The sequence below is a fragment of the Cupriavidus sp. 22TCCZM04-2 genome, assembly GCF_057798895.1.
Map to the genome: position 1 here is coordinate 117,992 of NZ_JBYOJS010000003.1, position 24,886 is coordinate 142,877.

Here is a 24,886-nt window from a genome sequence, read left to right on the forward strand (position 1 = left end):
TGGCCTCCGGAAAGGCTTTCCGCTATAATCCGCGGCTGTCGTCACCCGGTATTCCCGGCGTGAGGGCAGATGCCAGTTTATGCATGGCACGACGCAAGCGGCGCATCCCGCGCTGTGGCGTTCGCAAGTAAAAGGAAATCATCATGGCATTCGCCAATATCAACAAGTCTGAAGTCATTCAGCAGTTCGCCCGTGGCGCCAACGACACTGGCAGCCCCGAAGTTCAGGTGGCCCTGCTGACCACCCGCATTAACGAACTGACCCCGCACTTCAAGGCCAACATGAAGGACCACCACAGCCGCCGCGGCCTGCTGCGCATGGTGAGCCGTCGTCGTCGCCTGCTGGACTACCTGAAGTCCAACGACGCTGACCGTTACCGCGCCCTGATCGAAAAGCTGGGCCTGCGCAAGTAAGGATTGGCTGGCATGGCAGCGCGATTCCAGGGTTTGCACGGTTTCGCGTGACGCCTCGATGCCTGCTTCAGCACTGCTGGGGCAGGCATTTTGCATTTCTGGCGGGGCAACGCATGCCCGGTCCGCAATGCAGTAATACTTGAGTGATCTTCGCTTCACTGGACCTGAGGGGATTCCGATTCGCCGGTCCCCCGTTGCGGCAAGCCCCGCAACGGAGTAAGTTGCTCTTTTTCATGGTTTTCAGTATCCGGATCGGCCAAGGAAACGGGGTTTTGTGTCATTCCAGCGCGGCATCGGCAACCGTGCCGCGCTGGAATGGCATAGCACTTCCCTGCCACTGCGACTGTTTCCGGCAGTTAGCCTGCGGCTGAGAACGCAGGCGGCGCACGCCGAGCAATGATTCCGGCGTGCACGCAAGACAAGGAATGCAAATGTCCATGTTCAACAAAGTAGTCAAGCAGTTCCAGTGGGGCCAACATTCGGTCCGTATGGAAACCGGTGAAATCGCCCGCCAGGCCGGTGGCGCGGTGCTGGTCGACGTGGAAGACACCGTCGTGCTGGCGACCGTTGTCGCCGCCAAGAGCCCGAAGGCCGGCCAGGACTTCTTCCCGCTGACCGTCGACTACATCGAAAAGACCTACGCTGCCGGCAAGATCCCCGGTGGCTTCTTCAAGCGTGAAGGCCGTCCGTCGGAAAACGAGACCCTGACCTCGCGCCTGATCGACCGTCCGCTGCGTCCGCTGTTCCCGGAAGGCTTCTACAACGACGTACAAGTTGTCGTGCACGTGGTGTCGCTGAACCCGGACGTGCCGGCTGACATCCCTGCGCTGATCGGTGCCTCGGCCGCGCTGGCCGTGTCGGGCATTCCGTTCAGCGGTCCGGTGGGCGCTGCCCGCGTCGGCTACAAGGACGGCCAGTACCTGCTGAACCCGACCCGTTCGCAAATGGCGACTTCGGACCTCGACCTGATCGTCGCCGGTACCGAGCGCGCTGTGCTGATGGTGGAATCGGAAGCGAACCAGCTGTCGGAAGATGTGATGCTGGGTGCCGTGGTGTATGGCCACGAGCAGATGCAAACCGCGATCAATGCGATCCACGAACTGGTCCGTGACGGCGGCAAGCCGGAGTGGGACTGGGCCGCTGCGCCGAAGAACGAAGCGCTGATCGCCAAGGTCACCGAAGTGGCGCTGCCGCTGCTGCAGGAAGCCTACCAGCTGCGCCAGAAGTCGGCCCGCAGCCAGAAGCTGAAGGAAGTGTCCGCCAACGTGGCGGCCGCGCTGGCAGCCGCCGGCGTGGAAGCCGACAAGGTGGAAGTCGGCAACATCATGTTCGACCTGGAAGCCAAGATCGTGCGCGGCCAGGTGCTGGCAGGGGAGCCGCGTATCGACGGCCGCGACACCCGCACCGTGCGCCCGATCGAGATCCGTTCGTCGGTCCTGCCGCGCGCCCACGGTTCGGCGCTGTTTACCCGCGGCGAGACCCAGGCACTGGTGGTGGCTACGCTCGGTACCAAGAGCGACGAGCAGATCATCGACGCGCTGGCCGGTGAATACCGCGACCGCTTCATGCTCCACTACAACATGCCTCCGTTCGCCACCGGCGAAACCGGTCGCGTGGGCAGCCCGAAGCGCCGCGAAATCGGCCATGGCCGCCTGGCCAAGCGCGCACTGATCCCGGTGCTGCCGAAGGACGACGAGTTCGCCTATACCATTCGCCTGGTTTCGGAAATCACCGAATCCAACGGTTCGTCGTCGATGGCTTCGGTCTGCGGCGGTTGCCTGGCACTGATGGACGCCGGCGTTCCGGTCAAGGCGCACGTGGCCGGCGTGGCCATGGGCCTGATCCTGGAAGGCAACAAGTTCGCCGTTCTGACCGACATCCTCGGTGACGAAGACCACCTGGGCGACATGGACTTCAAGGTCGCGGGTACCGACAACGGCATCACCGCACTGCAGATGGACATCAAGGTGCAGGGCATCACCAAGGAAATCATGCAGGTTGCCCTGGCGCAGGCCAAGGAAGGCCGCCTGCATATCCTGGGCGCGATGCACAGCGCCATGGGCCACGCCCGCACCGAACTGTCGGCGCACGCTCCGCGCATGATCACCATGAAGATCCATCCGGACAAGATCCGCGAAGTGATCGGCAAGGGCGGCTCGACCATCCAGGCGCTGACCAAGGAAACCGGCACCACCATCGACATCCAGGAAGACGGCACCATCACCATCGCCTCGACCTCGACCGAAGGCATGGCCGAAGCCAAGCGCCGCATCGAAGGCATCACCGCCGAAGCCGAAGTGGGCAAGATCTACAACGGCACGGTGCTGAAGCTGCTGGACTTCGGCGCGATCGTGAACATCCTGCCGGGCAAGGACGGTCTGCTGCATATCTCGGAAATCGTCAACGAGCGCGTGAAGGACATCAAGGACTGGCTGAAGGAAGGCCAGCAGCTGCGCGTCAAGCTGATCCAGGCTGACGAGAAGGGCCGTCTGCGCCTGTCGCTGAAGGCCGCGCTGGCGGAAGAGGGCGGCAGCATCAGCCCGCAGACGCACGCCGAAGCAGCGCCGGCTCCGGCTGCGCCGTCGGACCAGCAGCAGTAAGCTGAATCCGGCGCCGCCATCCGGCGGTATCGAAGAAAAAGCGGCTGGCGATGTCCAGCCGCTTTTTTGTTTACACTGCCGGGCAACCCAATTGAGCGACCGCTCTCACCGACACGCCGCGATGGCCTCTTGCGTCGCGCGCGAGACCAAGAAAAGGAGCAGCAATGCAAGCCATCGAGATTCGCGAATACGGTGCGCCCGAAGTCCTGCAGGAGACGCAACGCCCCGACCCGGTGGCGGGTGCCGGCGAGATCCTGATCCGCGTGGCCGCGGCCGGCGTCAATCGCCCCGACGTGTTCCAGCGCACCGGCAACTATCCGGTACCGCCCGGCGCGTCGGACCTGCCTGGCCTCGAAGTGGCTGGCGTCGTGGTCGGTGGAGACCTCTCCCATGCGGATAACCGCTTCGGGCTCAAGGTTGGCGATCGCGTCTGCGCGCTCGTGCAAGGCGGCGGCTATGCGCAACTGTGCACGGCGCCGGTGGCCCAGTGCCTGCCGGCTCCGAAGGGCCTGAGCGATATCGAAGCCGCGGCGCTGCCGGAAACCTTTTTCACCGTGTGGAGCAATGTGTTCGACCGCGGTTACCTGGGCCAGGGCCCGCGCGGAAAGGATGAGACGCTGCTGATCCAGGGCGGCTCCAGCGGCATCGGTACAACCGCGATCCAGATTGCCAAGGCGCTCGGCTACAAGGTGTTCGTCACGGCCGGTACCGATGAGAAATGCAAGGCCTGCGAGGATCTCGGCGCAGACCGTGCCATCAACTACAAGACCCAGGATTTCGTTGCCGAAGTGGCCACGCTGACCGCTGGCAAGGGCGTCGACGTGATCCTCGACATGGTGGCTGGCTCCTATCTGGGCCGTGAGTTGAAGTGCATTGCCGACGATGGCCGCATCGTCATCATCGCGCTGCTTGGCGGCGCCAAGGCGGAGATTCCGCTTGGCGATATCCTGCGCCGCCGAATCACGGTCACTGGCTCCACCCTGCGTCCGCGGTCCGCGGCATTCAAGGGGCAGATCGCCCAGGCGCTGCATCAGCAGGTGTGGCCGCTGCTCGAGGCGGGCAAGATCAAGCCGGTGATCCACAAGGTGTTTCCGGCGGCCCAGGCGGCCGAAGCCCATCGGCTGATGGAATCCAGCGAGCACATCGGCAAGATCGTCCTGACCTGGTAAGCGGCCTTGAAAAGTTGCCGCGCCGGCCTGGCCGCGCGCGGTAGCGCCGGTCCCCTGCCGCAAGCTACAATAACGGGTTTGATTTGGGAGGGGACCCCGTGAGACAAAAGCTCGTCATCGGCAACTGGAAGATGCACGGCAGCCTGGCCGCCAACGCCGCGCTGCTCGAGGGAATCAAGGCTGCACCGGCGCGCGCGCGGCTGGCAGTCTGCGCACCTTTCCCCTATCTTGCACAATGCCAGGCGATGCTGAACGGCTCGCAGGTGGTCTGGGGCGCACAAGATGTGTCTGCCGAGGCGCGCGGCGCCTTCACTGGCGAGGTGGCTGCGTCCATGCTGGGGGAGTTTGGGTGCACCTACGCGCTGGTGGGTCACTCGGAGCGTCGTACCTACCATGCGGAAACGGACGCGGTGGTTGCCGCGAAGGCGCTGCGCGCGCTGGAATTCGGCATCCTGCCAGTGATCTGCGTTGGCGAGACGCTTGCCGAGCGCGAAGCTGGCCAGACCGAGGTCGTCGTGGGTCGGCAGTTGCAAGCAGTCCTGGACGCGCTGTCAGTTGAGCAACTGGGTCGCGTGGTTCTGGCCTACGAGCCGGTCTGGGCGATCGGCACGGGCAAGACCGCGACCAGCGAGCAGGCGCAGGCCGTGCACGCTTTCTTGCGCGGCCAGGTTCGCGAGCGTGACGCCGGCGTGGCGGAGCGCATGGCGATTTTGTACGGCGGCAGTGTTAAGCCGGACAATGCGGTCGAACTGTTTTCCATGCCCGATATTGACGGAGGCCTGATTGGTGGTGCCTCGTTGAAATCGGAAGATTTTCTCGCGATCGGCAACGCCTGAATGCCCGTCGCGCCGGATATCCGATCAGGCAAGTAACGCTAAATTTATCCAAATGGCAATTTTCAAGACTTTGTTGGTACTGGTGCAAGTGTTGTCGGCGCTGGGCGTCATCGGCCTGGTGCTGATTCAGCACGGCAAGGGTGCCGATGTAGGTGCGGCGTTCGGGTCAGGTGCTTCTGGCAGCCTGTTCGGCGCCACGGGCTCCGCAAACTTCCTGTCGCGCACGACTGCGGTGCTGGCGACGCTGTTCTTCATCTGCACGCTGAGCCTGACGCTGATGGGTAACTACAAGCCCGCCGCGTCGCTGGGCGTGATGGGCTCGGCCCCGGTGACCACGCCGGCTCCGGCTGCTGGTGCCTCAGCGCCTGCTGCGGCGGCTGCGGACGCCTCGGCTCCGGCTGCGCCTGCGGTTCCGAAATAATCGAGCGGCCTTGTATTCGATTCCTGATTTTTTTTGCAGTTGTGCGTTGAACAATGCAGCAAAGCGGGTTAGAATCCAAGGCTTGAAACGATTCCCCAGCGATGGGGCTTGAGCAAAGGCAAAAACCTCTGCGAAAGCTCTGAAGGGCCTGAAAACCCGGCGCCAGGCAATATTGTTTCTCCCCCAGCCGACGTGGTGAAATTGGTAGACACGCTATCTTGAGGGGGTAGTGGCGAAAGCTGTGCGAGTTCGAGTCTCGCCGTCGGCACCAAAAAACTTGATCGAAGTCCGCTGTCGGGCAATGCTCCCGGCAGGGGGCTTTGGCAATCCGCAAGGCGGCGCGCCAGCAGTTTCGGCATAGCGCCTGGGGTGGGCAACAGGACGCCGCTTCAGCTGGTGCTGTTGACAACATTCCAGATAAGGCTGGCCGTACCTTGACTCTCGAAGCCTACTTCCCCGTTCTCATCTTCATCATCTTCGGCGTTGTGCTCGGCATAGCGTTGATGTCGATCGGTCGGATCCTCGGCCCGAACAAACCTGACCCCGCGAAGCTGTCGCCATACGAGTGCGGCTTCGAAGCGTTCGAGGACGCGCGCATGAAGTTCGACGTGCGCTACTACCTCATCGCCATCCTGTTTATCCTGTTCGATCTCGAAACCGCCTTCCTGTTTCCGTGGGGTGTTGCCCTCAAGGATATTGGCTGGCCGGGATTCATCGCCATGGGCGTGTTTCTGCTGGAATTCATCGTGGGCTTCGTCTACATCTGGAAAAAGGGCGCGCTCGATTGGGAGTGATGTGAAATGGCAATCGAAGGCGTTCTCAACGAAGGCTTTGTCACGACTACCGCTGACAAGCTGATCAACTGGACCCGCACCGGGTCGCTGTGGCCGATGACTTTTGGCCTGGCCTGCTGTGCCGTGGAAATGATGCATGCCGGCGCCGCGCGCTACGACCTGGACCGCTTCGGCGTGGTGTTCCGCCCGTCGCCGCGCCAGTCGGACGTGATGATCGTGGCTGGCACGCTGTGCAACAAGATGGCGCCTGCGCTGCGCAAGGTCTACGACCAGATGGCCGAGCCGCGCTGGGTCATCTCGATGGGCTCTTGCGCCAATGGCGGCGGCTACTACCACTATTCGTATTCGGTGGTGCGTGGCTGCGACCGCATTGTGCCGGTGGATATCTACGTGCCGGGCTGCCCGCCCACGGCTGAAGCGCTGATCTACGGCGTGATCCAGCTGCAGAACAAGATCAAGCGTACCAACACCATCGCGCGCAAGGGCTGACATGGCGAAGCTTGAGACCCTGAAGGCCGCGCTCGAGAAAGTTCTCGGCAAGCGCGTGCAGAAACTGATCGAGGCGACTGGCGAGCTGACGCTGATCGTCAAGGCCGACGACTACCTGGAAGTGTCCCGCATCCTGCGCGACGATCCCGCGCTGCGTTTCGAGCAGCTGATCGACCTGTGCGGCGTGGACTATTCCGACTACGGCGACGGCGCCTGGGACGGCCTGCGTTTTGCGGCTGTGTCGCACCTGCTGTCGGTGACCTACAACTGGCGCCTGCGCGTGCGCGTGTTTGCCCCGGATGATGAGTTCCCGGTCGTGCCGTCGGTGATCGACGTGTGGAATTCGGTGAACTGGTTCGAGCGCGAAGCCTTCGATTTCTACGGCATCGTATTCGAAGGTCACCCGGACCTGCGCCGGATCCTGACCGACTACGGCTTTGTTGGCCATCCGTTCCGCAAGGATTTCCCGACCTCGGGTTACGTGGAAATGCGCTATGACCCGGAGCAGAAGCGGGTCATTTACCAGCCGGTGACGATCGAACCCCGCGAAATCACGCCGCGCGTGATCCGCGAGGACAACTACGGCGGCACGCAGCACTGATTACGCGCCATGGCAGATATCAAGAATTACACCCTGAACTTCGGCCCGCAGCACCCGGCCGCGCACGGCGTGCTGCGCCTGGTGCTGGAGCTGGACGGCGAAGTGATCCAGCGCGCCGACCCGCACATCGGCCTGCTGCATCGTGCCACCGAAAAGCTGGCCGAGCAGAAGAGCTGGATCCAGAACGTTCCCTACATGGACCGTCTCGACTACGTGTCGATGATGTCCAACGAACACGCCTACGTGATGGCGATCGAGCGGCTGCTCGGCATTGAAGTGCCGGTGCGCGCCCAGTACATCCGCGTGATGTTCGACGAAATCACCCGCCTGCTGAACCACCTCATGTGGATCGGCGCGCATGCGCTCGACGTGGGTGCCATGGCGGTGTTCCTCTACGCGTTCCGCGAGCGCGAGGACATGTTCGACATGTACGAGGCGGTGTCGGGCGCGCGCATGCACGCGGCCTACTACCGTCCGGGCGGCGTCTATCGCGACCTGCCTGACACAATGCCGCAATATCGGGCGTCCAAGGTTCACAACGAGCGTGCCATCAAGGCCATGAACGAAGCGCGTTCGGGCTCGCTGCTGGACTTTATCGAGGACTTCACCAACCGGTTCCCGAAGTACGTCGACGAGTACGAGACGCTGCTGACCGACAACCGGATCTGGAAGCAGCGCCTGGTGGATATTGGCGTGGTGAGCCCGGAACGCGCGCTGCAGATGGGCTTCACCGGTCCGATGCTGCGCGGCTCGGGCATCGCCTGGGATCTGCGCAAGAAGCAGCCGTACGAGGTGTACGACAAGATCGACTTCGATGTGCCGGTGGGCGTGGGCGGCGACTGCTACGCGCGTTACCTCGTGCGTATCGAGGAAATGCGCCAGTCCAACCGCATCATCAAGCAGTGCATCGAATGGCTGCGCCGCAATCCGGGCCCCGTGATCACGGACAACCACAAGGTTGCGCCGCCGTCGCGGGTGGACATGAAGTCGAACATGGAAGAGTTGATCCACCACTTCAAGCTGTTCACCGAAGGCATTCACGTGCCCGAAGGCGAGGCCTATGCAGCGGTGGAGCATCCGAAGGGCGAATTCGGTATCTATGCGATCTCGGACGGCGCGAACAAGCCTTACCGCCTGAAGATTCGCGCGCCCGGCTATGCGCACCTGGCCGCGCTGGACGAAATGGCCAAGGGCCACATGATTGCTGACGCGGTGACGATCATCGGTACGCAGGACATCGTCTTCGGCGAAATCGACCGCTAATCACGGACCGCCGGCCCGGACGACGATCCGGGCGCTTTCTTGCCACGAGGGCAGGGAGCGGCGGGGACACCGCGGCGGAACGGCAGGGCCTCAGGCCCGCCGGCGGAACAGGCAGCGACGGCTGCAAACCTGCGGATGCAAGCCCCGGTACGCTGCCTCCGCCGTTTTACTGCAATGACCATGCTATCAGCAGAAGCTCTCAAGGAAATCGATCGCGCGATCGCGAAGTATCCGGCCGACCAGAAGCAGTCGGCCGTGATGGCGGCGCTTGCCGTGGCACAGGGCGAGGTGGGCTGGGTTTCCCCCGAAGTCATGCAGTTCGTCGCCAGCTATCTCGACATGCCGCCCGTGTGGGTGGAAGAGGTGGCGACCTTCTACAACATGTACGACACCAAGCCGGTGGGCAAGTACAAGCTCGCTGTCTGCACCAACCTGCCGTGCGCCCTGTCGGGCGGCGAGCGGGCCGGCGAGTACCTCAAGCGCAAGCTCGGCATCGACTACAACGAGACCACCGCCGACGGCTGCTTCACGCTCAAAGAGGGTGAGTGCATGGGCGCCTGCGGCGACGCGCCGGTAATGATCGTCAACAATACCCGCATGTGCAGCTTCATGAGCGAAGACAAGCTCGACGCGCTGGTCGAAGAGCTGAAGGCCGACGCTGCCGCCAAGGGGGCAAAGTAACATGACCTCTCTGCACGACCGTCACATCCAGCCGCTGATCCTGGCCGGCCTGGACGGCAAGAACTGGCACCTGGAAGACTACGTCAAGCGTGGTGGCTACCAGCAGCTCAAGCGCATCCTGACCGAGAAGATCCCGCCCGAGCAGGTGATCGCCGACGTCAAGGCCTCGGGCCTGCGCGGCCGTGGGGGCGCAGGCTTCCCGACCGGCCTGAAGTGGAGCTTCATGCCGCGTACGTTCCCGGGCCAGAAGTACCTCGTCTGCAATACCGATGAAGGCGAGCCCGGTACGTTCAAGGACCGTGACATCATCCGCTTCAATCCGCACTCGCTGATCGAGGGCATGGCCATCGGCGCGTACGCGATGGGCATCACCGTGGGCTACAACTACATCCACGGCGAGATCTGGAACGAGTACAAGATCTTCGAGGAAGCCCTCGAAGAGGCGCGTGCAGCCGGCTTCCTGGGCGACAACATCCTGGGTTCGGGCTTCAATTTCCAGCTGCATGCCCACCATGGCTACGGTGCCTACATCTGCGGCGAGGAAACCGCGCTGCTCGAATCGCTGGAAGGCAAGAAGGGCCAGCCGCGTTTCAAGCCGCCGTTCCCGGCCAGCTTCGGCCTGTACGGCAAGCCGACCACCATCAACAACACCGAGACCTTTGCCGCGGTGCCGTTCCTGCTGGCCATCGGCCCGGAGAACTACCTGAAGCTCGGCAAGCCGAACAACGGCGGCACCAAGATCTTCTCGATCTCGGGTGACGTCGAGCGTCCCGGCAACTATGAGATCCCGCTGGGCACGCCGTTCGCCAAGCTGCTGGAACTGGCTGGCGGCATGCGCGGCGGCAAGCGCATCAAGGCGGTGATTCCGGGCGGCTCGTCCGCGCCGGTGGTGCCGGGCGAGATGATGATGGCGTCGGACATGGACTACGACTCGATCGCCAAGGCCGGCTCGATGCTGGGCTCGGGCGCCGTGATCGTCATGGATGAGACGCGCTGCATGGTGCGCTCGCTGCTGCGCCTGTCGTATTTCTATTTTGAAGAATCGTGCGGCCAGTGCACGCCGTGCCGCGAAGGCACCGGCTGGCTCTATCGCATGGTCAATCGCATTGAACACGGAGAAGGGCGCCAGGAAGACCTGGACCTGCTCAATAACGTCGCGGAAAACATCATGGGCCGCACCATTTGCGCGCTCGGCGATGCCGCGGCGATGCCGGTCCGCGGCATGCTCAAGCACTACTGGAAAGAGTTCGAATATCACGTCGAACACAAGCAGTGCATGGTTCCGGCCTACATCTAAGCGTGGCAGAACATGGTTGAACTCGAGATCGACGGCAAGAAGGTAGAGGTTGCTGAAGGCAGCCTGGTGATGGAAGCCGCCCGCAAGCTGGGCACCTACATCCCGCACTTCTGCTACCACCGCAAACTGTCCATCGCGGCGAACTGCCGCATGTGCCTGGTTGAAGTTGAAAAGGCGCCCAAGGCGCTGCCCGCCTGTGCCACACCCGTGACGCCAGGCATGAAGGTCTTCACCAATTCGGAGAAGGCCGTCAAGGCGCAGAAGTCCGTGATGGAATTCCTGCTGATCAACCACCCGCTCGACTGCCCGATCTGCGATCAGGGCGGCGAATGCCAGCTGCAGGATCTGGCCGTGGGCTATGGTGCATCGGAGTCGCGCTACAAGGAAGAAAAGCGCGTGGTGTTCCACAAGAACGTGGGCCCGCTGATCTCCATGGAGGAGATGACCCGCTGCATCCACTGCACCCGCTGCGTGCGTTTCGGCCAGGAAGTGGCCGGCGTGATGGAGCTGGGCATGCTGAACCGCGGCGAGCATTCGGAAATCACGACGTTCGTCGGCCAGACCGTGGATTCGGAGTTGTCGGGCAACATGATCGACCTGTGCCCGGTCGGCGCGCTGACCAGCAAGCCGTTCCGCTATTCGGCCCGTACCTGGGAACTGGCTCGCCGCAAGTCGGTGTCGCCGCACGACGGCCTCGGTGCCAATCTCGTGGTCCAGAGCAAGAACCAGCGCGTCATGCGCGTGCTCCCGCTTGAGAACGAAGACGTCAACGAGTGCTGGATCTCGGACAAGGATCGTTTCGCGTATGAAGGCCTGAACAGCGCCGACCGCCTGACCCGCCCGCTGCTGAAGCAGGGTGGCCAGTGGATCGAAACCGACTGGCAGACCGCGCTCGAATACGTGGCCAATGGCCTGGCGAGCATCAAGCGCGACCATGGCGCCGACCAGATCGCTGCGCTGGCGAGCCCGCACAGCACGCTCGAAGAGCTGTTCCTGCTGGGCAAGCTGATGCGCGGCCTGGGCAGCGACAACGTCGACTTCCGTCTGCGCCAGTCCGATTTCTCGACAGCGCTGAAGGGCGCGCCGTGGCTCGGCATGCCAGTGGCCGAGGTGTCCACCCTGCAACGCGTGCTGGTGATCGGCTCGTCGCTGCGCAAGGACCACCCGCTGCTGGCTGCGCGCCTGCGCCAGGCTGGCAAGAAGGGCGCCCGCGTTGCCGTGCTGGGTGCCGGCGGTGAAGACCTGCTGATGCCGCTGGCCGCGCGTATCGACGTGGCGCCGTCGGGCTGGACTGCAGCGCTGGCCGGTGTGGCCCGTGCCGTGGCCACCGCCAAGGGCGTTGCCGCACCCGCTGGCACCGAGGGTTTTGATGGTGGCGATGCTGCCGGCAAGGCTGCGGAAGCCCTGCTGTCGGGCGAGCGCCGCGCCGTGTTCCTCGGCAACGAGGCCGTGCGTCACCCGCAATTCGCCGCGCTGCACGCGCTGGCACAGTGGATCGCGACGGAAACCGGCGCTACGCTGGGCTTCCTGACCGAAGCTGCGAATACGGTCGGCGGTTATATCGCCGGCGCGCTGCCGAAGCAGGGCGGTGCCAATGCCCAGGCGATGCTCGAGTCGCCGCGCAAGGCCTACGTGCTGCTCAACACCGAACCCGAGTTCGACGCTGCCGACCCGCAGAAGGCCCTGGCCGCGCTGGCCCAGGCCGGCACGGTGGTGGTGCTGTCGCCGTTCCGCTCGGAAGCGGCCATGCAGTATGCCGACGTGATCCTGCCGGTTACGCCGTTCACGGAAACCGCGGGCACCTTCGTCAACTGCGAAGGCCTGCCGCAGAGCTTCAACGGTGTCGTGCGCGCGCTCGGCGAATCGCGTCCGGGCTGGAAGGTCCTGCGCGTGCTGGGCAACCTGCTGGACGTCGCCGGTTTCGACTACGACAGCGCGGAAGCGGTTCGTGCCGAAGTCCTGGCCGCGCCGGTTGCACCGCAGCTGAACAACGCCACCGACGCGCCGATCCGCGTGAGCGCGGCCGCTGCCAATGGCATCGAACGCATTGCCGATGTGCCGATCTACCACGCCGACCCGATCGTGCGCCGCGCCGAATCGCTGCAGTTGACCGCCGCGGCCCGCCGCGCGCAGCAGGTGGCGCTGTCGGCCGACCTGTTCGCCGGCTTGGGTATCCAGTCGGGTGATCCGGTCCGCGTGACGCAGGGCGAAGGCAGCGTGGTGTTGCCGGGCGTGCTGGAAAACACGCTGCCGGCCAATACGGTGCGCGTCCCGGCCGCAACCCCGGCCGCGATGAGCCTCGGTGCGATGTTCGGTACGGTCAAGGTCGAGAAGGCCGTGGACCTGTCCGCCGGCCAGAAGGCTGCGGCAACGGCCGGGGCGGCCTGAGCCATACAAGAATAGCGAGAAAGCAACATGATCGACTGGATTACCTCGCAAGGCCACGCCATCTTCGGCGGCGCTTGGACGCCGCTGTGGATCCTCATCCGGGCCGTGCTTATCGTGGTGCCGCTGCTGCTGTGCGTGGCCTACCTGATTCTGTGGGAGCGCAAGCTGATCGGCTGGATGCACGTGCGTCTGGGCCCGAACCGTGTCGGCCCGCTGGGCCTGCTGCAGCCGATTGCCGACGTGCTGAAGCTGCTGCTCAAGGAAGTCATGACGCCGACGCAAGTCAGCAAGGGCATGTACCTGATTGCCCCGCTGATGGTGCTGATGCCGGCCGTGGCCGTCTGGGCGGTGATTCCGTTCCAGGCCGAAGTCGTGATGGCCAACGTCAACGCCGGTCTGCTGTATGTGATGGCGATCAGCTCGGTGGGCGTCTACGGCGTGATCCTGGCCGGTTGGTCCTCTAACTCGAAGTACGCGTTCCTGGGCGGCATGCGTGCCGCCGCGCAGATGGTGTCGTACGAAATCGCCATGGGCTTTGCCCTGGTGACGGTGCTGATGGTGTCGGGCAGCCTGAACCTGTCGGCCATCGTCAACAGCCAGAACGCGGGCTATTTCGCCGACATGGGCATCAACGTCCTCTCGTGGAACTGGATTCCGCTGCTGCCGATGTTCGGTGTGTACTTCATCTCGGGCGTGGCTGAAACCAACCGTCACCCGTTCGACGTGGTGGAAGGCGAGTCGGAAATCGTTGCTGGTCACATGATCGAATACTCGGGCATGGGCTTCGCGCTGTTCTTCCTGGCCGAGTACATCAACATGATCATCATCTCGACGATGACCGCGCTGATGTTCCTGGGTGGCTGGGCGCCTCCGTTCTCGAGCTTCCTGACCAATCTGATCCCCGGATTCTTCTGGCTGCTGATCAAGGTATTCCTGCTGCTGTCCGTCTTTATCTGGATTCGCGCCTCGTTCCCGCGCTACCGCTATGACCAGATCATGCGTTTGGGCTGGAAGGTGTTCATTCCCCTGACCGTCGGTTGGCTGATCATCGTGGCGATCTGGATCAAGTCGCCTTGGAATATCTGGCACTGAACAGCCAAGCGAGGACGCGCACACTGCAACGATGCGGTGCGCGCCTCGGGAAACACTAGGAAGCAATTGTCATGCTGCTCGCCATCAAGGACTTCTTCAACAGCCTGCTCCTGAAGGAACTCTTCAAGGGCATGGCGCTGACCGGCCGCTATCTCTTCGCGCGCAAGGTCACCGTCCAGTTCCCGGAAGAGAAGACGCCGATCTCGCCGCGTTTCCGCGGCCTGCACGCGCTGCGCCGCTACCCCAACGGGGAAGAGCGCTGCATCGCCTGCAAGCTGTGCGAGGCCGTATGCCCGGCACTGGCCATCACGATCGAGTCCGACGTGCGTGCCGACGGCACCCGCCGTACCACGCGCTACGACATCGACCTGACCAAGTGCATTTTCTGCGGCTTCTGCGAAGAAGCCTGCCCGGTCGACGCAGTCGTCGAAACGCCGATCCTGGAATACCACGGCGAGAAGCGAGGCGACCTGTACTTCACCAAGGACATGCTGCTGGCAGTGGGCGACCGCTACGAGCCGCAGATTGCCGCGGCCAAGGCTGCGGACGCCAAGTACCGCTGAGATCGGTTGGCGCCGGCGTCACCGGTGCCGCCCAGTGAATTTGAATCGGGCTCCGCAAGGGGCCAATGGAAGGATGCCGCAAGCGCGGGCCACCCAAGGGGGGGAGTCTGTGCCGAAGGCCAAGAGAGGATCCGACACGGACCATGGAACTCACGACCACCATCTTCTACGTCTTTGCGCTGGTGCTGGTGCTCTCCGCACTGAAGGTCATCACCGCGAAGAACCCGGTGCACTCCGCACTGTTCCTCGTACTGTCGTTCTTCACGGCTGCGGCGATCTGGCTGTTGCTCAAGGCGGAATTCCTCGCCATCCTGCTGGTGCTGGTGTACGTCGGCGCCGTGATGGTGCTGTTCCTGTTCGTGGTGATGATGCTCGATATCGACATCGAACACCTGCGCAGGGACTTCTGGACTTACGTACCGCTCGCGTCGGTCGTTGGCGCGCTGATCATTGCTGAAATGGCCATCGTGCTGGTGCGCAATTTCATCGGTACGGTCGCGCCGGTGGTGGCGCCTGGCTCGCAGGACCCGAACTACTCGAACACGGCCGCGCTGGGCAAGCTGATCTACACCGACTACATCTACGCCTTCGAAGTGGCCGGCATCATCCTGCTGGTGGCCATCATCGCGGCTGTTGCGCTGACCATGCGTCGTCGCAAGGACGTGAAGGCCCAGGATATCTCGTCGCAGTTGCGTACCCGCCGCGATGACCGCGTGCGCCTGGTGGCCATGGCAGCGGAAAGCCAGTCCGCCCAGGCCGATGCCGCGGCGACCGCCAACAAGAACTAAAGCCACGGAGAAACGCTGTGCTCTCACTCGCCCATTTCCTCGTGCTCGGTGCGATCCTGTTCGCGATCAGCATCGTTGGTATCTTCCTGAACCGCAAGAACGTGATCGTGCTGCTGATGGCGATCGAACTCATGCTGCTTGCGGTCAATATGAACTTCGTCGCCTTTTCGCACTATATGGGCGACCTGGCTGGTCAGGTTTTCGTTTTCTTCATCCTTACGGTGGCCGCTGCCGAGTCGGCAATCGGTCTGGCAATCCTGGTTGTGCTGTTCCGCAACCTGGACACGATCAACGTGGACGACATGGATACCCTGAAGTACTGATATTCATGACGCACTACGCAATGAACCAAGACCGCTCACCGCTCGCACACCAATAAGCGTCCTATGGCAACCACGCTCAACCCCAACCTGCTGCTCGCGATTCCGCTTGCGCCGCTAGTCGGCTCAGCGATCGCCGGCCTGTTCGGCACCAAGTTCTTTGGTCTGTTTTCCTCGGAGTCGCGCGGCGGCCGCATGGTGGCCCACACCGCGACGATCCTCGGCGTGGCCATTGCCTGCGTGCTGTCGGTGATGGTGCTGCTCGACGTGATGAACGGCGCGAGCTACAACGGCACCGTCTACGAGTGGATGGCCATCGGCGACCTGAAGATGGAAGTCGGCTTCCTGGTCGATTCTCTGACGGCCATGATGATGGTGGTGGTGACCTTCGTGTCGCTGATGGTGCATATCTACACCGTCGGCTACATGGACGGCGACCCCGGCTACAACCGCTTCTTCTCGTACATCTCGCTCTTCACCTTCTCGATGCTGATGCTGGTGATGAGCAACAACTTCCTGCAGCTGTTCTTCGGCTGGGAAGCGGTGGGCCTGGTGTCGTACCTGCTGATCGGTTTCTGGTACACCCGCCCGACGGCCATCTTCGCGAACCTGAAGGCGTTCCTGGTGAACCGTGTCGGCGACTTCGGCTTCATCCTTGGCATCGGCCTGCTGCTGGCCTACAGCGGCAGCATGAACTACGCGGACGTGTTCGCCGCCCGCGAGAAGCTGGCGACCGTCATCTTCCCGGGCACCGACTGGATGATGCTGACGGTGGCCTGCATCTGCCTGTTCATCGGCGCCATGGGCAAGTCGGCCCAGTTCCCGCTGCACGTCTGGCTGCCTGACTCGATGGAAGGCCCGACCCCGATTTCCGCGCTGATCCACGCCGCAACCATGGTGACGGCCGGCATCTTCATGGTCAGCCGCATGTCGCCGCTGTTCGAGCTGTCGGACACCGCGCTGTCCTTCGTCATGGTGATCGGCGGCATTACGGCGCTGTTCATGGGCTTCCTGGGCATCATCCAGAACGACATCAAGCGCGTGGTCGCGTACTCGACGCTGTCGCAGCTCGGCTACATGACGGTTGCGCTGGGCGCTTCGGCTTACTCGGTCGCCGTGTTCCACCTGATGACCCACGCGTTCTTCAAGGCGCTGCTGTTCCTTGGCGCGGGTTCGGTCATCATCGGCATGCACCACGACCAGGACATCCGCAATATGGGCGGCCTGCGCAAGTACATGCCGATCACGTGGATCACCTCGCTGGTGGGTTCGCTGGCGCTGATCGGCACGCCTTTCTTCTCGGGCTTCTACTCGAAGGATTCGATCATCGAAGCGGTGGCCGAGTCGCACCTGGCGGGTTCGGGCTTTGCCTACTTCGCGGTGCTGGCTGGCGTGTTCGTGACGGCGTTCTATTCGTTCCGCATGTACTTCCTGGTCTTCCACGGCAAGGAACGCTGGGGCCAGAACCATGCTCACCACCCGCATGAAGGCGACCACGAGGAAGAAGAGGTCTCGCATGACCACCACCATGGCCTGGCTGCCGGCGAGAAGCCGCACGAGTCGCCGTGGGTCGTGACGCTGCCGCTGGTGCTGCTGGCGATCCCGTCGGTCATCATCGGTGCGATCGCTATCGAGCCGATGCTGTTCGGCGAGTTCTTCAAGCACGGCGTGGCGTTCAAGGACGTGATCTTCGTCGGCGAGAACCACCATGCCATGAAGGAACTGGAAGAAGCGTTCCACGGCTGGGTGCCGATGGCGATCCATTCGCTGACCACCCCGGTCCTGTGGCTGGCGATTGCCGGTGTGGTGCTGTCATGGTTCTTCTACATGAAGCGCCCGGACATCCCCGAGGCGATCAAGAACCGCTTCTCGGGCGTGTACACGCTGCTTGAGAACAAGTACTACATGGACGACATCAACCAGGCCGTGTTCGCACGCGGTGCCCGCCTGCTGGGCACCGGCCTGTGGAAGGGTGGCGACCAGAGCTTTATCGACGGCCTGTTCGTCAATGGTTCGGCGCGCGTGGTGGCCTCGTTCGCCGCCGCCAGCCGCTACCTGCAATCGGGTTACATCTACCACTACGCATTCGCGATGATCGTGGGCATGCTGGCGCTGCTGACGCTCACCGTAACCGGCGTGATCGGCACCAAGTGATAGGCACCGAGTAAGGAAAACAAAGAAATGGTTCTGTCTTTCGCAATCTGGCTGCCTATCTTCTTCGGCTTGCTGATACTGGCCTCGGGCTCGGACCGCAGCGCCTGCTACGTGAGGTGGATGTCGCTGTTCGGCTCGATCGTCAGCTTCATCGTCACGCTGCCGCTGGTGTTCCACTTCGACAAATCCACCGCTGCGATGCAGTTCGTGGAGAAGTCGTCCTGGATCGAGCGCTTCAACATCCAGTACTACCTGGGCGTTGACGGCATCTCGATGTGGTTCGTCGTGCTGACCGCCTTCATCACCGTGATCGTCGTGATCTCGGCCTGGGAAGTGATCACCGAACGCGTGGCCGAATACATGGCTGCGTTCCTGATCCTGTCGGGCGTGATGGTCGGCGTGTTCTGCGCGCTGGACGGCATGCTGTTCTACGTGTTCTTCGAAGCCACGCTGATCCCGATGTACATCATCATCGGCGTGTGGGGCGGCCCGAACCGTGTGTACGCGGCCTTCAAGTTCTTCCTGTACACGCTGCTGGGCTCGCTGCTGACACTGATCGCGCTGCTGTACCTGTACAACAAGACCGGTACCTTCGAAATCCTGCAATGGCACCAGGCCAAGCTGTCGATGAACGAGCAGATCGCGCTGTTCATCGCCTTCTTCATGGCATTCGCCGTCAAGGTGCCGATGTGGCCGGTGCACACCTGGCTGCCCGACGCCCACGTCGAGGCGCCGACCGGCGGTTCCGTGGTGCTGGCCGCGATCATGCTGAAGCTGGGCGCCTACGGCTTCCTGCGCTTCTCGCTGCCGATCGCGCCGGATGCAAGCCATTCGCTGTCCGCGTTCATCATTACCATCTCGCTGATCGCCGTCATCTACATCGGCCTGGTGGCGCTGGTGCAGGCCGACATGAAGAAGCTGGTGGCGTACTCGTCGATTGCGCACATGGGCTTCGTGACGCTCGGTTTCTTCATCTTCAATGAAATCGGCATCGAAGGCGGCATCGTGCAGATGATCTCGCACGGCTTCATCTCGGGCGCCATGTTCCTGTGCATCGGCGTGCTGTACGACCGCGTGCACTCGCGCCAGATCGCCGACTACGGCGGCGTGGTGAACACCATGCCGAAATTTGCCGCGCTGTCGGTGTTCTTCGCGATGGCCAACTGCGGCCTGCCCGCGACCTCCGGTTTCGTTGGCGAGTTCATGGTGATCCTGGGTTCGGTCGAGTACAACTTCTGGATCGGCCTGCTCGCGGCCACCGCCCTGATCCTCGGCGCTGCCTATTCGCTGTGGATGGTCAAGCGCGTGATCTTCGGCGACATCGTGCACCAGCACGTCCGCGAACTGGTGGACCTGAACAAGCGCGAATTCCTGATGCTGGGCCTGCTCGCCATCATGACGCTGTACATGGGCCTGCACCCGAAGCCCTTCACCGACGTGATGCACGCGTCGGTGGTCAACCTGCTGTCCCACGTGGCGCAGTCGAAGCTGTAATCGGGGAGAGATAACACTATGCAACCGTCCTCGACTCTCGCCTCCGTGGCGCCGATTATTTTCCTCGCGGTGTCGATCGCCGCGGTCAACTGGATCGACCTTGCCCGCGGCAAGGGCAAGCCAAGCGTCGCCTACCCGCTGTCGCTGCTGTTCACGCTGGTGCTGACGGTCTGGTTCGGCATCAACGCATCGACCGGCGAAACGCACTACGCGTTTGCCAACCTGGTCGTGATCGATCCGCTGGCCAATGTGCTGTCGGCATTCTGCTCGGCCGGCCTGTTCATGACGCTGGTCTACACCCGCCGCTACCTGGCGGACCGCGACATGTACGCGGGCGAGTTCTACCAGCTCTCGCTGTTCGCGCTCGGCGGCCAGATCGTCATGATCACCGGCAACAACTTCCTGACCCTGTACCTGGGCCTGGAACTGCTGTCGCTGTCGTCCTACGCGCTGGTGGCACTGCGCCGCGAAAGCCGCGTGACGTCGGAATCGGCCATGAAGTACTTCGTGCTGGGCGCGCTGGCTTCGGGCTTCCTGCTGTACGGCATCTCGATGATGTACGGTGCGACCGGTTCGCTGAACCTGGGCGAAGTGTTCCGCGTGGTCGAGTCGGGCCGCGTCAATACCACCATGCTGGCGTTTGGCGTGGTCTTCATCGTCGCCGGCTTGTCGTTCAAGCTTGGCGCCGCGCCGTTCCATATGTGGATTCCGGACATCTACCAGGGTTCGCCGACCGCGGTGACGCTGCTGATCGCCGGCGGCCCGAAGGTGGCGGCATTCGCGCTGATCCTGCGGGTACTGGTCGAAGGCCTGCTGCCGCTGGCCGCTGACTGGCAGACCATGCTGGTGGTGCTGGCCGTCCTGTCGCTGGCCATCGGCAACCTGACCGCCATCGTCCAGACCAACCTGAAGCGGATGTTGGCTTACTCGACCATCTCGCACATGGGCTTCATCCTGCTGGGCATGCTGTCCGGCGTGGTGGCCAACAAGGTGGATGGCGCGGCGAACGCCTACAGCGCGTCGATGTTCTACTCGGTCACGTACCTGCTGACCACGCTGGGCACCTTCGGCCTGATCCTGCTGCGTACCACGAAGGGCTTCGAGGCGGAAACGCTGGAAGACCTGAAGGGCATGTCGCGCCGCAATCCATGGTTCGCGTTCCTGATGCTGGTGATGATGTTCTCGCTGGCCGGCATTCCGCCGACCGTGGGCTTCTACGCCAAGCTGGCCGTGCTTGAGGCCGTGGTGAAGTCGGGCATGACCTGGCTGGCCGTGGTGGCGGTGCTGTTCTCGCTGATCGGTGCCTTCTACTACCTGCGCGTGGTCAAGCTGATGTACTTCGATGCACCGGTCGGCGAAGAGCCGCTCGAGGCTACCACCGGCCTGCGTTCGGTGCTGAGCCTGAACGGCGCGGCAGTGATCCTGCTGGGCATCTTCCCGGCTGCGCTGATGAACCTGTGCTACCAGGCCATCCGCGCAACGCTGGCCTCCTGAACGCAAGAGGCAGCAAGGCATGAGTTCCCCGACGGGCGGCTGGTTTGTCATCTTGCTGGCACTGGTTTGTGCCAACCTGCCGTTCATCAACCAGCGCCTGTTCGCGGTGATCCCGCTGCGCTGGAGCCGCAAGCCCCTGTGGCTGCGGCTGGTGGAACTGATCTGCCTGTATCTGGCGGCCGGCCTGGCCGGCTTTGCGGTGGAGGCGAGCCTCGGCAACGCCTTCCCGCAGGGCTGGCAGTTCTACGCCATTACGGCGTGCATGATGCTGGTGTTCGCCTTCCCCGGCTTTACCTGGCAGTACCTCGTCAAACACCGCACGGCCTGAAGCCGGTCATAAAGCCGCCGGGCGTGCCAATCACCCGGAGCGCTCATGACGGAAAAGACCCAGGACCACCTAGCCCCGCCTGAAGGCGATGCAGGGCTGAAGGAAGTCTGCGTTGCTTCGGCGACCGTCCATCGCGGCAAATTCCTCACGCTGAAGCAAGACATCGTCCGCCTGCCCGACGGCAAGCAGACCGGCCGCGAGTACGTCGTACATCCCGGCGCGGTCATGATGATTCCGCTGTTCGACGATGGCACCGTGCTGATGGAGCGTCAGTTCCGCTACCCGGTAGGCGAAGTCATGCTCGAATTCCCAGCCGGCAAGCTGGACCCGCAAGAGGGCGCGCTGCGCTGCGGCGAGCGCGAGCTGGAAGAGGAGACCGGCTATAGCGCCGCGCGCTGGGATTACCTGACTCGCATCCATCCCGTCATTTCGTACTCCACCGAATTTATCGACGTGTTCCTTGCGCGCGACCTGACCGCGGGCCAGGCGAAGCTCGATGACGGCGAGTTTCTCGAAACCTTCATCGTCCCGGCCGGCCGGGTGCTCGACTGGGTGCGTCAGGGCCGCATTACCGATGTCAAGACCATCATCGGCGCGTTCTGGCTGGAGAAGGTAATCTCTGGGGTCTGGCAGCCCGGCGAGCAGCCGCTTCCATCCTGAAGCGCTGAAGAAAAACGGCGATAGCCGGCCAAAGAACGGAGCGATGTGCTTCTCGCGACACATAGATGCGGGAAATCCCTTTGGGGAAAAATTAGCACGACCGTTCACAAAATTTCGATTCACAGATACTATTGCCTTTGACGGGCTGGAAAGATCATGAAGGTGCTCGACCTGCGTTGTGCGCAAGACCATCGTTTCGAGGGCTGGTTTTCCTCCGAGGATGATGCGCAGTCGCAAATCGCAAGTGACCTCGTCCAATGCCCGGTCTGCGGTGACCACGCGGTGAGTCGGCTGCCGAGCGCGCCGCGCCTGAATCTCTCGGGCGCGACGCCGGTGCAGCGCGGCCACGCGAAGGCAGGGCAGGCGGCGCCAGCGCCGGCCGCCCTGGAAGCCTTGCAGGCGGCCTATATGAAGGCCGTTCGGCAGGTGATGGCGCAGACCGAGGACGTTGGCGACCGCTTTGCCGAGGAGGCCAGGCGCATGCATTACGACGAGGCACCGGAGCGCGGCATCCGCGGTTCGGCTTCCCCGGAAGAGGTGCAGGCGCTGGCGGAAGAGGGCATTGAAACGATCCCGCTCGTGGTGCCGGATGCATTGAAGCAGACGGCTCACTGAATTGCGTCCTGTGCCCGTGGTTGTCGGCGCAAGACGCGCAGGCAGAACTACTTGCCGGCACCGTGCCGGCATCACTGGAGACGGGCATGGATCTCAATTACTCGGCGTCCGACAACGCCTTCCGCGAGGAAGTGCGTAGCTGGCTGGAAGCCAATCTGCCGGCGGATATCCGCGGCAAGGTGCTGAACCATCGCCGGCCCAATCGCGACGACCTGGTGCGCTGGCACAAGATCCTGGCGGGCAAGGGCTGGTCGGCACCGCACTGGCCCGTGCAATACGGCGGCACCGGCTGGAACGCCACGCAGCGCCATATCTGGGACGAGGAAAACGCCCGCGTCGGCGCTCCCGGCGTGCTGCCCTTCGGCGTTGCCATGGTCGCGCCCGTGATCATGAAGTACGGCAACGAACAGCAGAAGTCGTACTACCTGCCGCGCATTCTGGACTGCACCGACTGGTGGTGCCAGGGCTACTCGGAGCCTGGCTCGGGCTCCGACCTGGCATCGGTCAAGACCCGCGCGGAGCTGACCTCCGACGGCAAGCACTACATCGTCAACGGCCAGAAGACCTGGACCACGCTCGGCCAGCACGCCGACATGATCTTCTGCCTGGTGCGCACCGATCCCGAGGCCAAGAAGCAGGAGGGCATCTCGTTCCTGCTGATCGACATGAAGACGCCGGGCATCACCGTGCGTCCGATCATCATGCTCGACGAAGAGCATGAGGTGAACGAAGTGTTCTTCGACAACGTCAAGGTACCAGTGGAAAACCGCGTCGGCGACGAGAACAAGGGCTGGACCTACGCCAAGTACCTGCTCGGCCACGAGCGCACCGGCATTGCCCGCGTCGGCAATTCCAAGCGCGAGCTGGGCTTCCTGAAGCGGGTGGCGCGCCAGCAGCAGAAGAACGGCAAGCCCCTGCTGGAAGATCCGGTGTTCGGCGCCAAGGTCGCCGCGCTGGAAATCGAACTGATGGCGCTGGAGATCACCGTGCTGCGCGTGGTGTCGAGCGAAGCCGCGGGCAAGGGCCCCGGCCCGGAAGCCTCGATGCTGAAGATCAAGGGCACCGAGATCCAGCAGATGCTGACGGAACTGATGGTCGAAGCCGTTGGCCCGTACGCCCAGCCGTTCGACCCCGCCTACCTGGAGTGCGAGCACGAGCACGCGGTGACCGGCTACGACGATGCCGCCCCGCTGGCCGCCTACTACTTCAACTATCGCAAGACCTCCATCTACGGCGGGTCCAACGAAATCCAGCGCAACATCATCAGCCAGATGATCCTGGGGCTGTGAGGAGACACGGAACATGAACTTCAATCTCAGCGACGAACAAAAGCAGCTGGCTGACGCCGTACGCCGTTTCATCGACAAGGACTACGATTTCGAGTCGCGCAAGAAGCGCTATGAGAGCGAGACTGGCTATGGCGAATCCGCCTGGGGCTCGATCGTCGAGCTCGGCCTGACCGCGCTGCCGGTGCCGGAAGCGCAGGGCGGCTTCTCCGGCAAGGCGCTGGACATGATGGTGGTGCAGCAAGAACTGGGCCGCGGCCTGGTCGTCGAGCCGTACCTGGCGACCGTCGTGGGCGCTTATGCCCTGGGCCTGGCCGGTGGCCAGGAAGCGCTGCTGGAGCAAGTGGCCGGTGGCGAACTGAAGCTCGCGGTGGCGTTCAACGAGCCGCAGGCGCGCTATGAGCTGAACAACGTGCGCGTCACCGCGCGCGACGGCAAGCTCAACGGCCGCAAGACCGTGGTGCTGCATGGCGGCCAGGCCGACAAGCTGATCGTGTCGGCACGCACCGGGGGGGCGGACGCAGATCGTGACGGCATCTCGCTGTTCCTGGTCGACGCCAGGGGCGCCGGCGTCAGCATCAAGGACTACCGCACCATCGACAACCTGCGCGCGGCCGATGTCACGTTCCAGGATGCCCCGGCGCAATTGCTGGGCGAAGCTGGCAAGGCCTTCGAGCAGGTCGAGCAGGTGGCCGACTACGCCGCGGTGCTGCTGTGCGCCGAGGCCGTGGGCGTGATGGACACGCTCAACGCCGCAACGCTCGATTACGCCAAGCAGCGCCAGCAGTTCGGCGTGGTGATCGCGCGCTTCCAGGCGCTGCAGCATCGGATGGTCGAGATGTTTATCCAGGCCGAACAATCCCGCTCGATCACGCTGCTGGCCGCAGCCCGCTTTGAAGAGTCGACGCCGGAAGAGCGCCGCCGCTACGTATCGGCTGCCAAGGCCCGCGTTGGCCAGGCCGCGCGCTACGTCGGCCAGGAGGCCGTGCAGATCCACGGCGGCATGGGCGTGACCAACGAACTGCCGGCCGCGCACATGTTCAAGCGCCTGACGCTTATCAACACCACGTTCGGTGACGTCGATCACCACCTGGGACGGTTTGCCGCCCAGGCAAGCTTCCAGCAAGCTGCCTGATCGAG

Annotated in this window: 24 protein-coding genes and 1 tRNA gene; all 25 read left to right on the forward strand. The window is 63.2% G+C overall.

The window, feature by feature from the left end; translation table 11 throughout:
- The first annotated feature begins 143 nt into the window (after positions 1-143).
- A complete protein-coding gene (rpsO, locus tag AC3FKG_RS06395; RefSeq protein WP_483710916.1) occupies positions 144-413 on the forward strand; it encodes a 30S ribosomal protein S15 in 270 nt (89 codons plus the stop codon).
- A gap of 431 nt (positions 414-844) precedes the next feature.
- On the forward strand, positions 845-3,013 hold the full coding sequence (pnp, locus tag AC3FKG_RS06400; protein WP_483710917.1) for a polyribonucleotide nucleotidyltransferase: 2,169 nt from the start codon (positions 845-847) through the stop codon (positions 3,011-3,013).
- A gap of 164 nt (positions 3,014-3,177) precedes the next feature.
- Positions 3,178-4,182: an NAD(P)H-quinone oxidoreductase gene (locus tag AC3FKG_RS06405; protein WP_483710918.1), complete on the forward strand. Its 1,005-nt coding sequence runs from the start codon at positions 3,178-3,180 to the stop codon at positions 4,180-4,182.
- 98 nt (positions 4,183-4,280) lie between these two features.
- Positions 4,281-5,018, forward strand: a complete 738-nt coding sequence (gene tpiA, locus AC3FKG_RS06410) for a triose-phosphate isomerase (protein ID WP_488742699.1) — start codon at positions 4,281-4,283, stop codon at positions 5,016-5,018.
- A 52-nt stretch (positions 5,019-5,070) separates the two neighbouring features.
- Positions 5,071-5,439, forward strand: a complete 369-nt coding sequence (gene secG, locus AC3FKG_RS06415; protein ID WP_483710920.1) for a preprotein translocase subunit SecG — start codon at positions 5,071-5,073, stop codon at positions 5,437-5,439.
- A gap of 186 nt (positions 5,440-5,625) precedes the next feature.
- Positions 5,626-5,710, forward strand: a tRNA-Leu gene (locus AC3FKG_RS06420).
- Between the two features lie 163 nt (positions 5,711-5,873).
- The gene (locus AC3FKG_RS06425) at positions 5,874-6,233 is read left to right on the forward strand and encodes an NADH-quinone oxidoreductase subunit A (RefSeq protein WP_483711464.1); all 360 of its coding nucleotides are present in this window, start codon (positions 5,874-5,876) and stop codon (positions 6,231-6,233) included.
- A gap of 6 nt (positions 6,234-6,239) precedes the next feature.
- The gene (locus AC3FKG_RS06430) at positions 6,240-6,722 is read left to right on the forward strand and encodes a NuoB/complex I 20 kDa subunit family protein (RefSeq protein WP_011297145.1); all 483 of its coding nucleotides are present in this window, start codon (positions 6,240-6,242) and stop codon (positions 6,720-6,722) included.
- Position 6,723: 1 nt separating this feature from the next.
- Positions 6,724-7,323, forward strand: coding sequence for an NADH-quinone oxidoreductase subunit C (locus AC3FKG_RS06435; RefSeq protein ID WP_488742700.1), 600 nt, complete (start codon positions 6,724-6,726; stop codon positions 7,321-7,323).
- A gap of 9 nt (positions 7,324-7,332) precedes the next feature.
- Entirely contained in the window at positions 7,333-8,586 is a 1,254-nt protein-coding gene (locus AC3FKG_RS06440; RefSeq protein WP_483710922.1) for an NADH-quinone oxidoreductase subunit D, read from the forward strand.
- A gap of 180 nt (positions 8,587-8,766) precedes the next feature.
- A complete protein-coding gene (nuoE, locus tag AC3FKG_RS06445) occupies positions 8,767-9,267 on the forward strand; it encodes an NADH-quinone oxidoreductase subunit NuoE (protein WP_488742701.1) in 501 nt (166 codons plus the stop codon).
- Between the two features lies 1 nt (position 9,268).
- Entirely contained in the window at positions 9,269-10,564 is a 1,296-nt protein-coding gene (gene nuoF / locus AC3FKG_RS06450) for an NADH-quinone oxidoreductase subunit NuoF (protein WP_483710924.1), read from the forward strand.
- A 12-nt stretch (positions 10,565-10,576) separates the two neighbouring features.
- A complete protein-coding gene (nuoG, locus tag AC3FKG_RS06455) occupies positions 10,577-12,952 on the forward strand; it encodes an NADH-quinone oxidoreductase subunit NuoG (RefSeq protein ID WP_488742702.1) in 2,376 nt (791 codons plus the stop codon).
- A 27-nt stretch (positions 12,953-12,979) separates the two neighbouring features.
- A complete protein-coding gene (gene nuoH / locus AC3FKG_RS06460; RefSeq protein WP_483710926.1) occupies positions 12,980-14,044 on the forward strand; it encodes an NADH-quinone oxidoreductase subunit NuoH in 1,065 nt (354 codons plus the stop codon).
- Between the two features lie 71 nt (positions 14,045-14,115).
- Positions 14,116-14,607: an NADH-quinone oxidoreductase subunit NuoI gene (gene nuoI, locus AC3FKG_RS06465; RefSeq protein WP_011297152.1), complete on the forward strand. Its 492-nt coding sequence runs from the start codon at positions 14,116-14,118 to the stop codon at positions 14,605-14,607.
- A gap of 143 nt (positions 14,608-14,750) precedes the next feature.
- A complete protein-coding gene (locus tag AC3FKG_RS06470) occupies positions 14,751-15,395 on the forward strand; it encodes an NADH-quinone oxidoreductase subunit J (protein WP_483710927.1) in 645 nt (214 codons plus the stop codon).
- Between the two features lie 17 nt (positions 15,396-15,412).
- Positions 15,413-15,718, forward strand: coding sequence for an NADH-quinone oxidoreductase subunit NuoK (gene nuoK, locus AC3FKG_RS06475; protein WP_011297154.1), 306 nt, complete (start codon positions 15,413-15,415; stop codon positions 15,716-15,718).
- Positions 15,719-15,781: 63 nt separating this feature from the next.
- Positions 15,782-17,869 carry an NADH-quinone oxidoreductase subunit L gene (nuoL, locus tag AC3FKG_RS06480; protein ID WP_483710928.1) on the forward strand — a complete coding sequence of 696 codons (2,088 nt, stop codon included), beginning with the start codon at positions 15,782-15,784 and terminating at the stop codon, positions 17,867-17,869.
- A gap of 27 nt (positions 17,870-17,896) precedes the next feature.
- Positions 17,897-19,363 carry an NADH-quinone oxidoreductase subunit M gene (locus AC3FKG_RS06485; RefSeq protein ID WP_483710929.1) on the forward strand — a complete coding sequence of 489 codons (1,467 nt, stop codon included), beginning with the start codon at positions 17,897-17,899 and terminating at the stop codon, positions 19,361-19,363.
- Between the two features lie 18 nt (positions 19,364-19,381).
- Positions 19,382-20,857 carry an NADH-quinone oxidoreductase subunit NuoN gene (nuoN, locus tag AC3FKG_RS06490; RefSeq protein ID WP_483710930.1) on the forward strand — a complete coding sequence of 492 codons (1,476 nt, stop codon included), beginning with the start codon at positions 19,382-19,384 and terminating at the stop codon, positions 20,855-20,857.
- Between the two features lie 19 nt (positions 20,858-20,876).
- Complete coding sequence (locus tag AC3FKG_RS06495) at positions 20,877-21,185, forward strand: DUF2818 family protein (protein ID WP_483710931.1); 309 nt, start codon at positions 20,877-20,879, stop codon at positions 21,183-21,185.
- A 45-nt stretch (positions 21,186-21,230) separates the two neighbouring features.
- A complete protein-coding gene (locus tag AC3FKG_RS06500; protein WP_488742703.1) occupies positions 21,231-21,845 on the forward strand; it encodes an NUDIX domain-containing protein in 615 nt (204 codons plus the stop codon).
- 156 nt (positions 21,846-22,001) lie between these two features.
- Positions 22,002-22,460: a DUF1178 family protein gene (locus AC3FKG_RS06505; protein WP_483710933.1), complete on the forward strand. Its 459-nt coding sequence runs from the start codon at positions 22,002-22,004 to the stop codon at positions 22,458-22,460.
- 86 nt (positions 22,461-22,546) lie between these two features.
- Positions 22,547-23,749: an acyl-CoA dehydrogenase family protein gene (locus tag AC3FKG_RS06510; RefSeq protein WP_483710934.1), complete on the forward strand. Its 1,203-nt coding sequence runs from the start codon at positions 22,547-22,549 to the stop codon at positions 23,747-23,749.
- Positions 23,750-23,762: 13 nt separating this feature from the next.
- On the forward strand, positions 23,763-24,881 hold the full coding sequence (locus tag AC3FKG_RS06515; protein WP_483710935.1) for an acyl-CoA dehydrogenase family protein: 1,119 nt from the start codon (positions 23,763-23,765) through the stop codon (positions 24,879-24,881).
- Positions 24,882-24,886: the final 5 nt, after the last annotated feature.

Bases quoted from the DNA above. Each gene is read 5' to 3' on its own strand.
- secG (WP_483710920.1), top strand. From the start codon at position 5,071: ATGGCAATTTTCAAGACTTTGTTGGTACTGGTGCAAGTGTTGTCGGCG.
- nuoI (WP_011297152.1), top strand. From the start codon at position 14,116: ATGCTGCTCGCCATCAAGGACTTCTTCAACAGCCTGCTCCTGAAGGAA.
- AC3FKG_RS06440 (WP_483710922.1), top strand. From the start codon at position 7,333: ATGGCAGATATCAAGAATTACACCCTGAACTTCGGCCCGCAGCACCCG.
- AC3FKG_RS06430 (WP_011297145.1), top strand. From the start codon at position 6,240: ATGGCAATCGAAGGCGTTCTCAACGAAGGCTTTGTCACGACTACCGCT.
- nuoF (WP_483710924.1), top strand. From the start codon at position 9,269: ATGACCTCTCTGCACGACCGTCACATCCAGCCGCTGATCCTGGCCGGC.
- nuoG (WP_488742702.1), top strand. From the start codon at position 10,577: ATGGTTGAACTCGAGATCGACGGCAAGAAGGTAGAGGTTGCTGAAGGC.
- nuoE (WP_488742701.1), top strand. From the start codon at position 8,767: ATGCTATCAGCAGAAGCTCTCAAGGAAATCGATCGCGCGATCGCGAAG.
- AC3FKG_RS06435 (WP_488742700.1), top strand. From the start codon at position 6,724: ATGGCGAAGCTTGAGACCCTGAAGGCCGCGCTCGAGAAAGTTCTCGGC.
- AC3FKG_RS06500 (WP_488742703.1), top strand. From the start codon at position 21,231: ATGACGGAAAAGACCCAGGACCACCTAGCCCCGCCTGAAGGCGATGCA.
- AC3FKG_RS06485 (WP_483710929.1), top strand. From the start codon at position 17,897: ATGGTTCTGTCTTTCGCAATCTGGCTGCCTATCTTCTTCGGCTTGCTG.
- AC3FKG_RS06495 (WP_483710931.1), top strand. From the start codon at position 20,877: ATGAGTTCCCCGACGGGCGGCTGGTTTGTCATCTTGCTGGCACTGGTT.
- nuoL (WP_483710928.1), top strand. From the start codon at position 15,782: ATGGCAACCACGCTCAACCCCAACCTGCTGCTCGCGATTCCGCTTGCG.
- AC3FKG_RS06505 (WP_483710933.1), top strand. From the start codon at position 22,002: ATGAAGGTGCTCGACCTGCGTTGTGCGCAAGACCATCGTTTCGAGGGC.
- AC3FKG_RS06515 (WP_483710935.1), top strand. From the start codon at position 23,763: ATGAACTTCAATCTCAGCGACGAACAAAAGCAGCTGGCTGACGCCGTA.
- AC3FKG_RS06510 (WP_483710934.1), top strand. From the start codon at position 22,547: ATGGATCTCAATTACTCGGCGTCCGACAACGCCTTCCGCGAGGAAGTG.
- pnp (WP_483710917.1), top strand. From the start codon at position 845: ATGTCCATGTTCAACAAAGTAGTCAAGCAGTTCCAGTGGGGCCAACAT.
- rpsO (WP_483710916.1), top strand. From the start codon at position 144: ATGGCATTCGCCAATATCAACAAGTCTGAAGTCATTCAGCAGTTCGCC.
- nuoN (WP_483710930.1), top strand. From the start codon at position 19,382: ATGCAACCGTCCTCGACTCTCGCCTCCGTGGCGCCGATTATTTTCCTC.
- nuoH (WP_483710926.1), top strand. From the start codon at position 12,980: ATGATCGACTGGATTACCTCGCAAGGCCACGCCATCTTCGGCGGCGCT.
- AC3FKG_RS06405 (WP_483710918.1), top strand. From the start codon at position 3,178: ATGCAAGCCATCGAGATTCGCGAATACGGTGCGCCCGAAGTCCTGCAG.
- AC3FKG_RS06470 (WP_483710927.1), top strand. From the start codon at position 14,751: ATGGAACTCACGACCACCATCTTCTACGTCTTTGCGCTGGTGCTGGTG.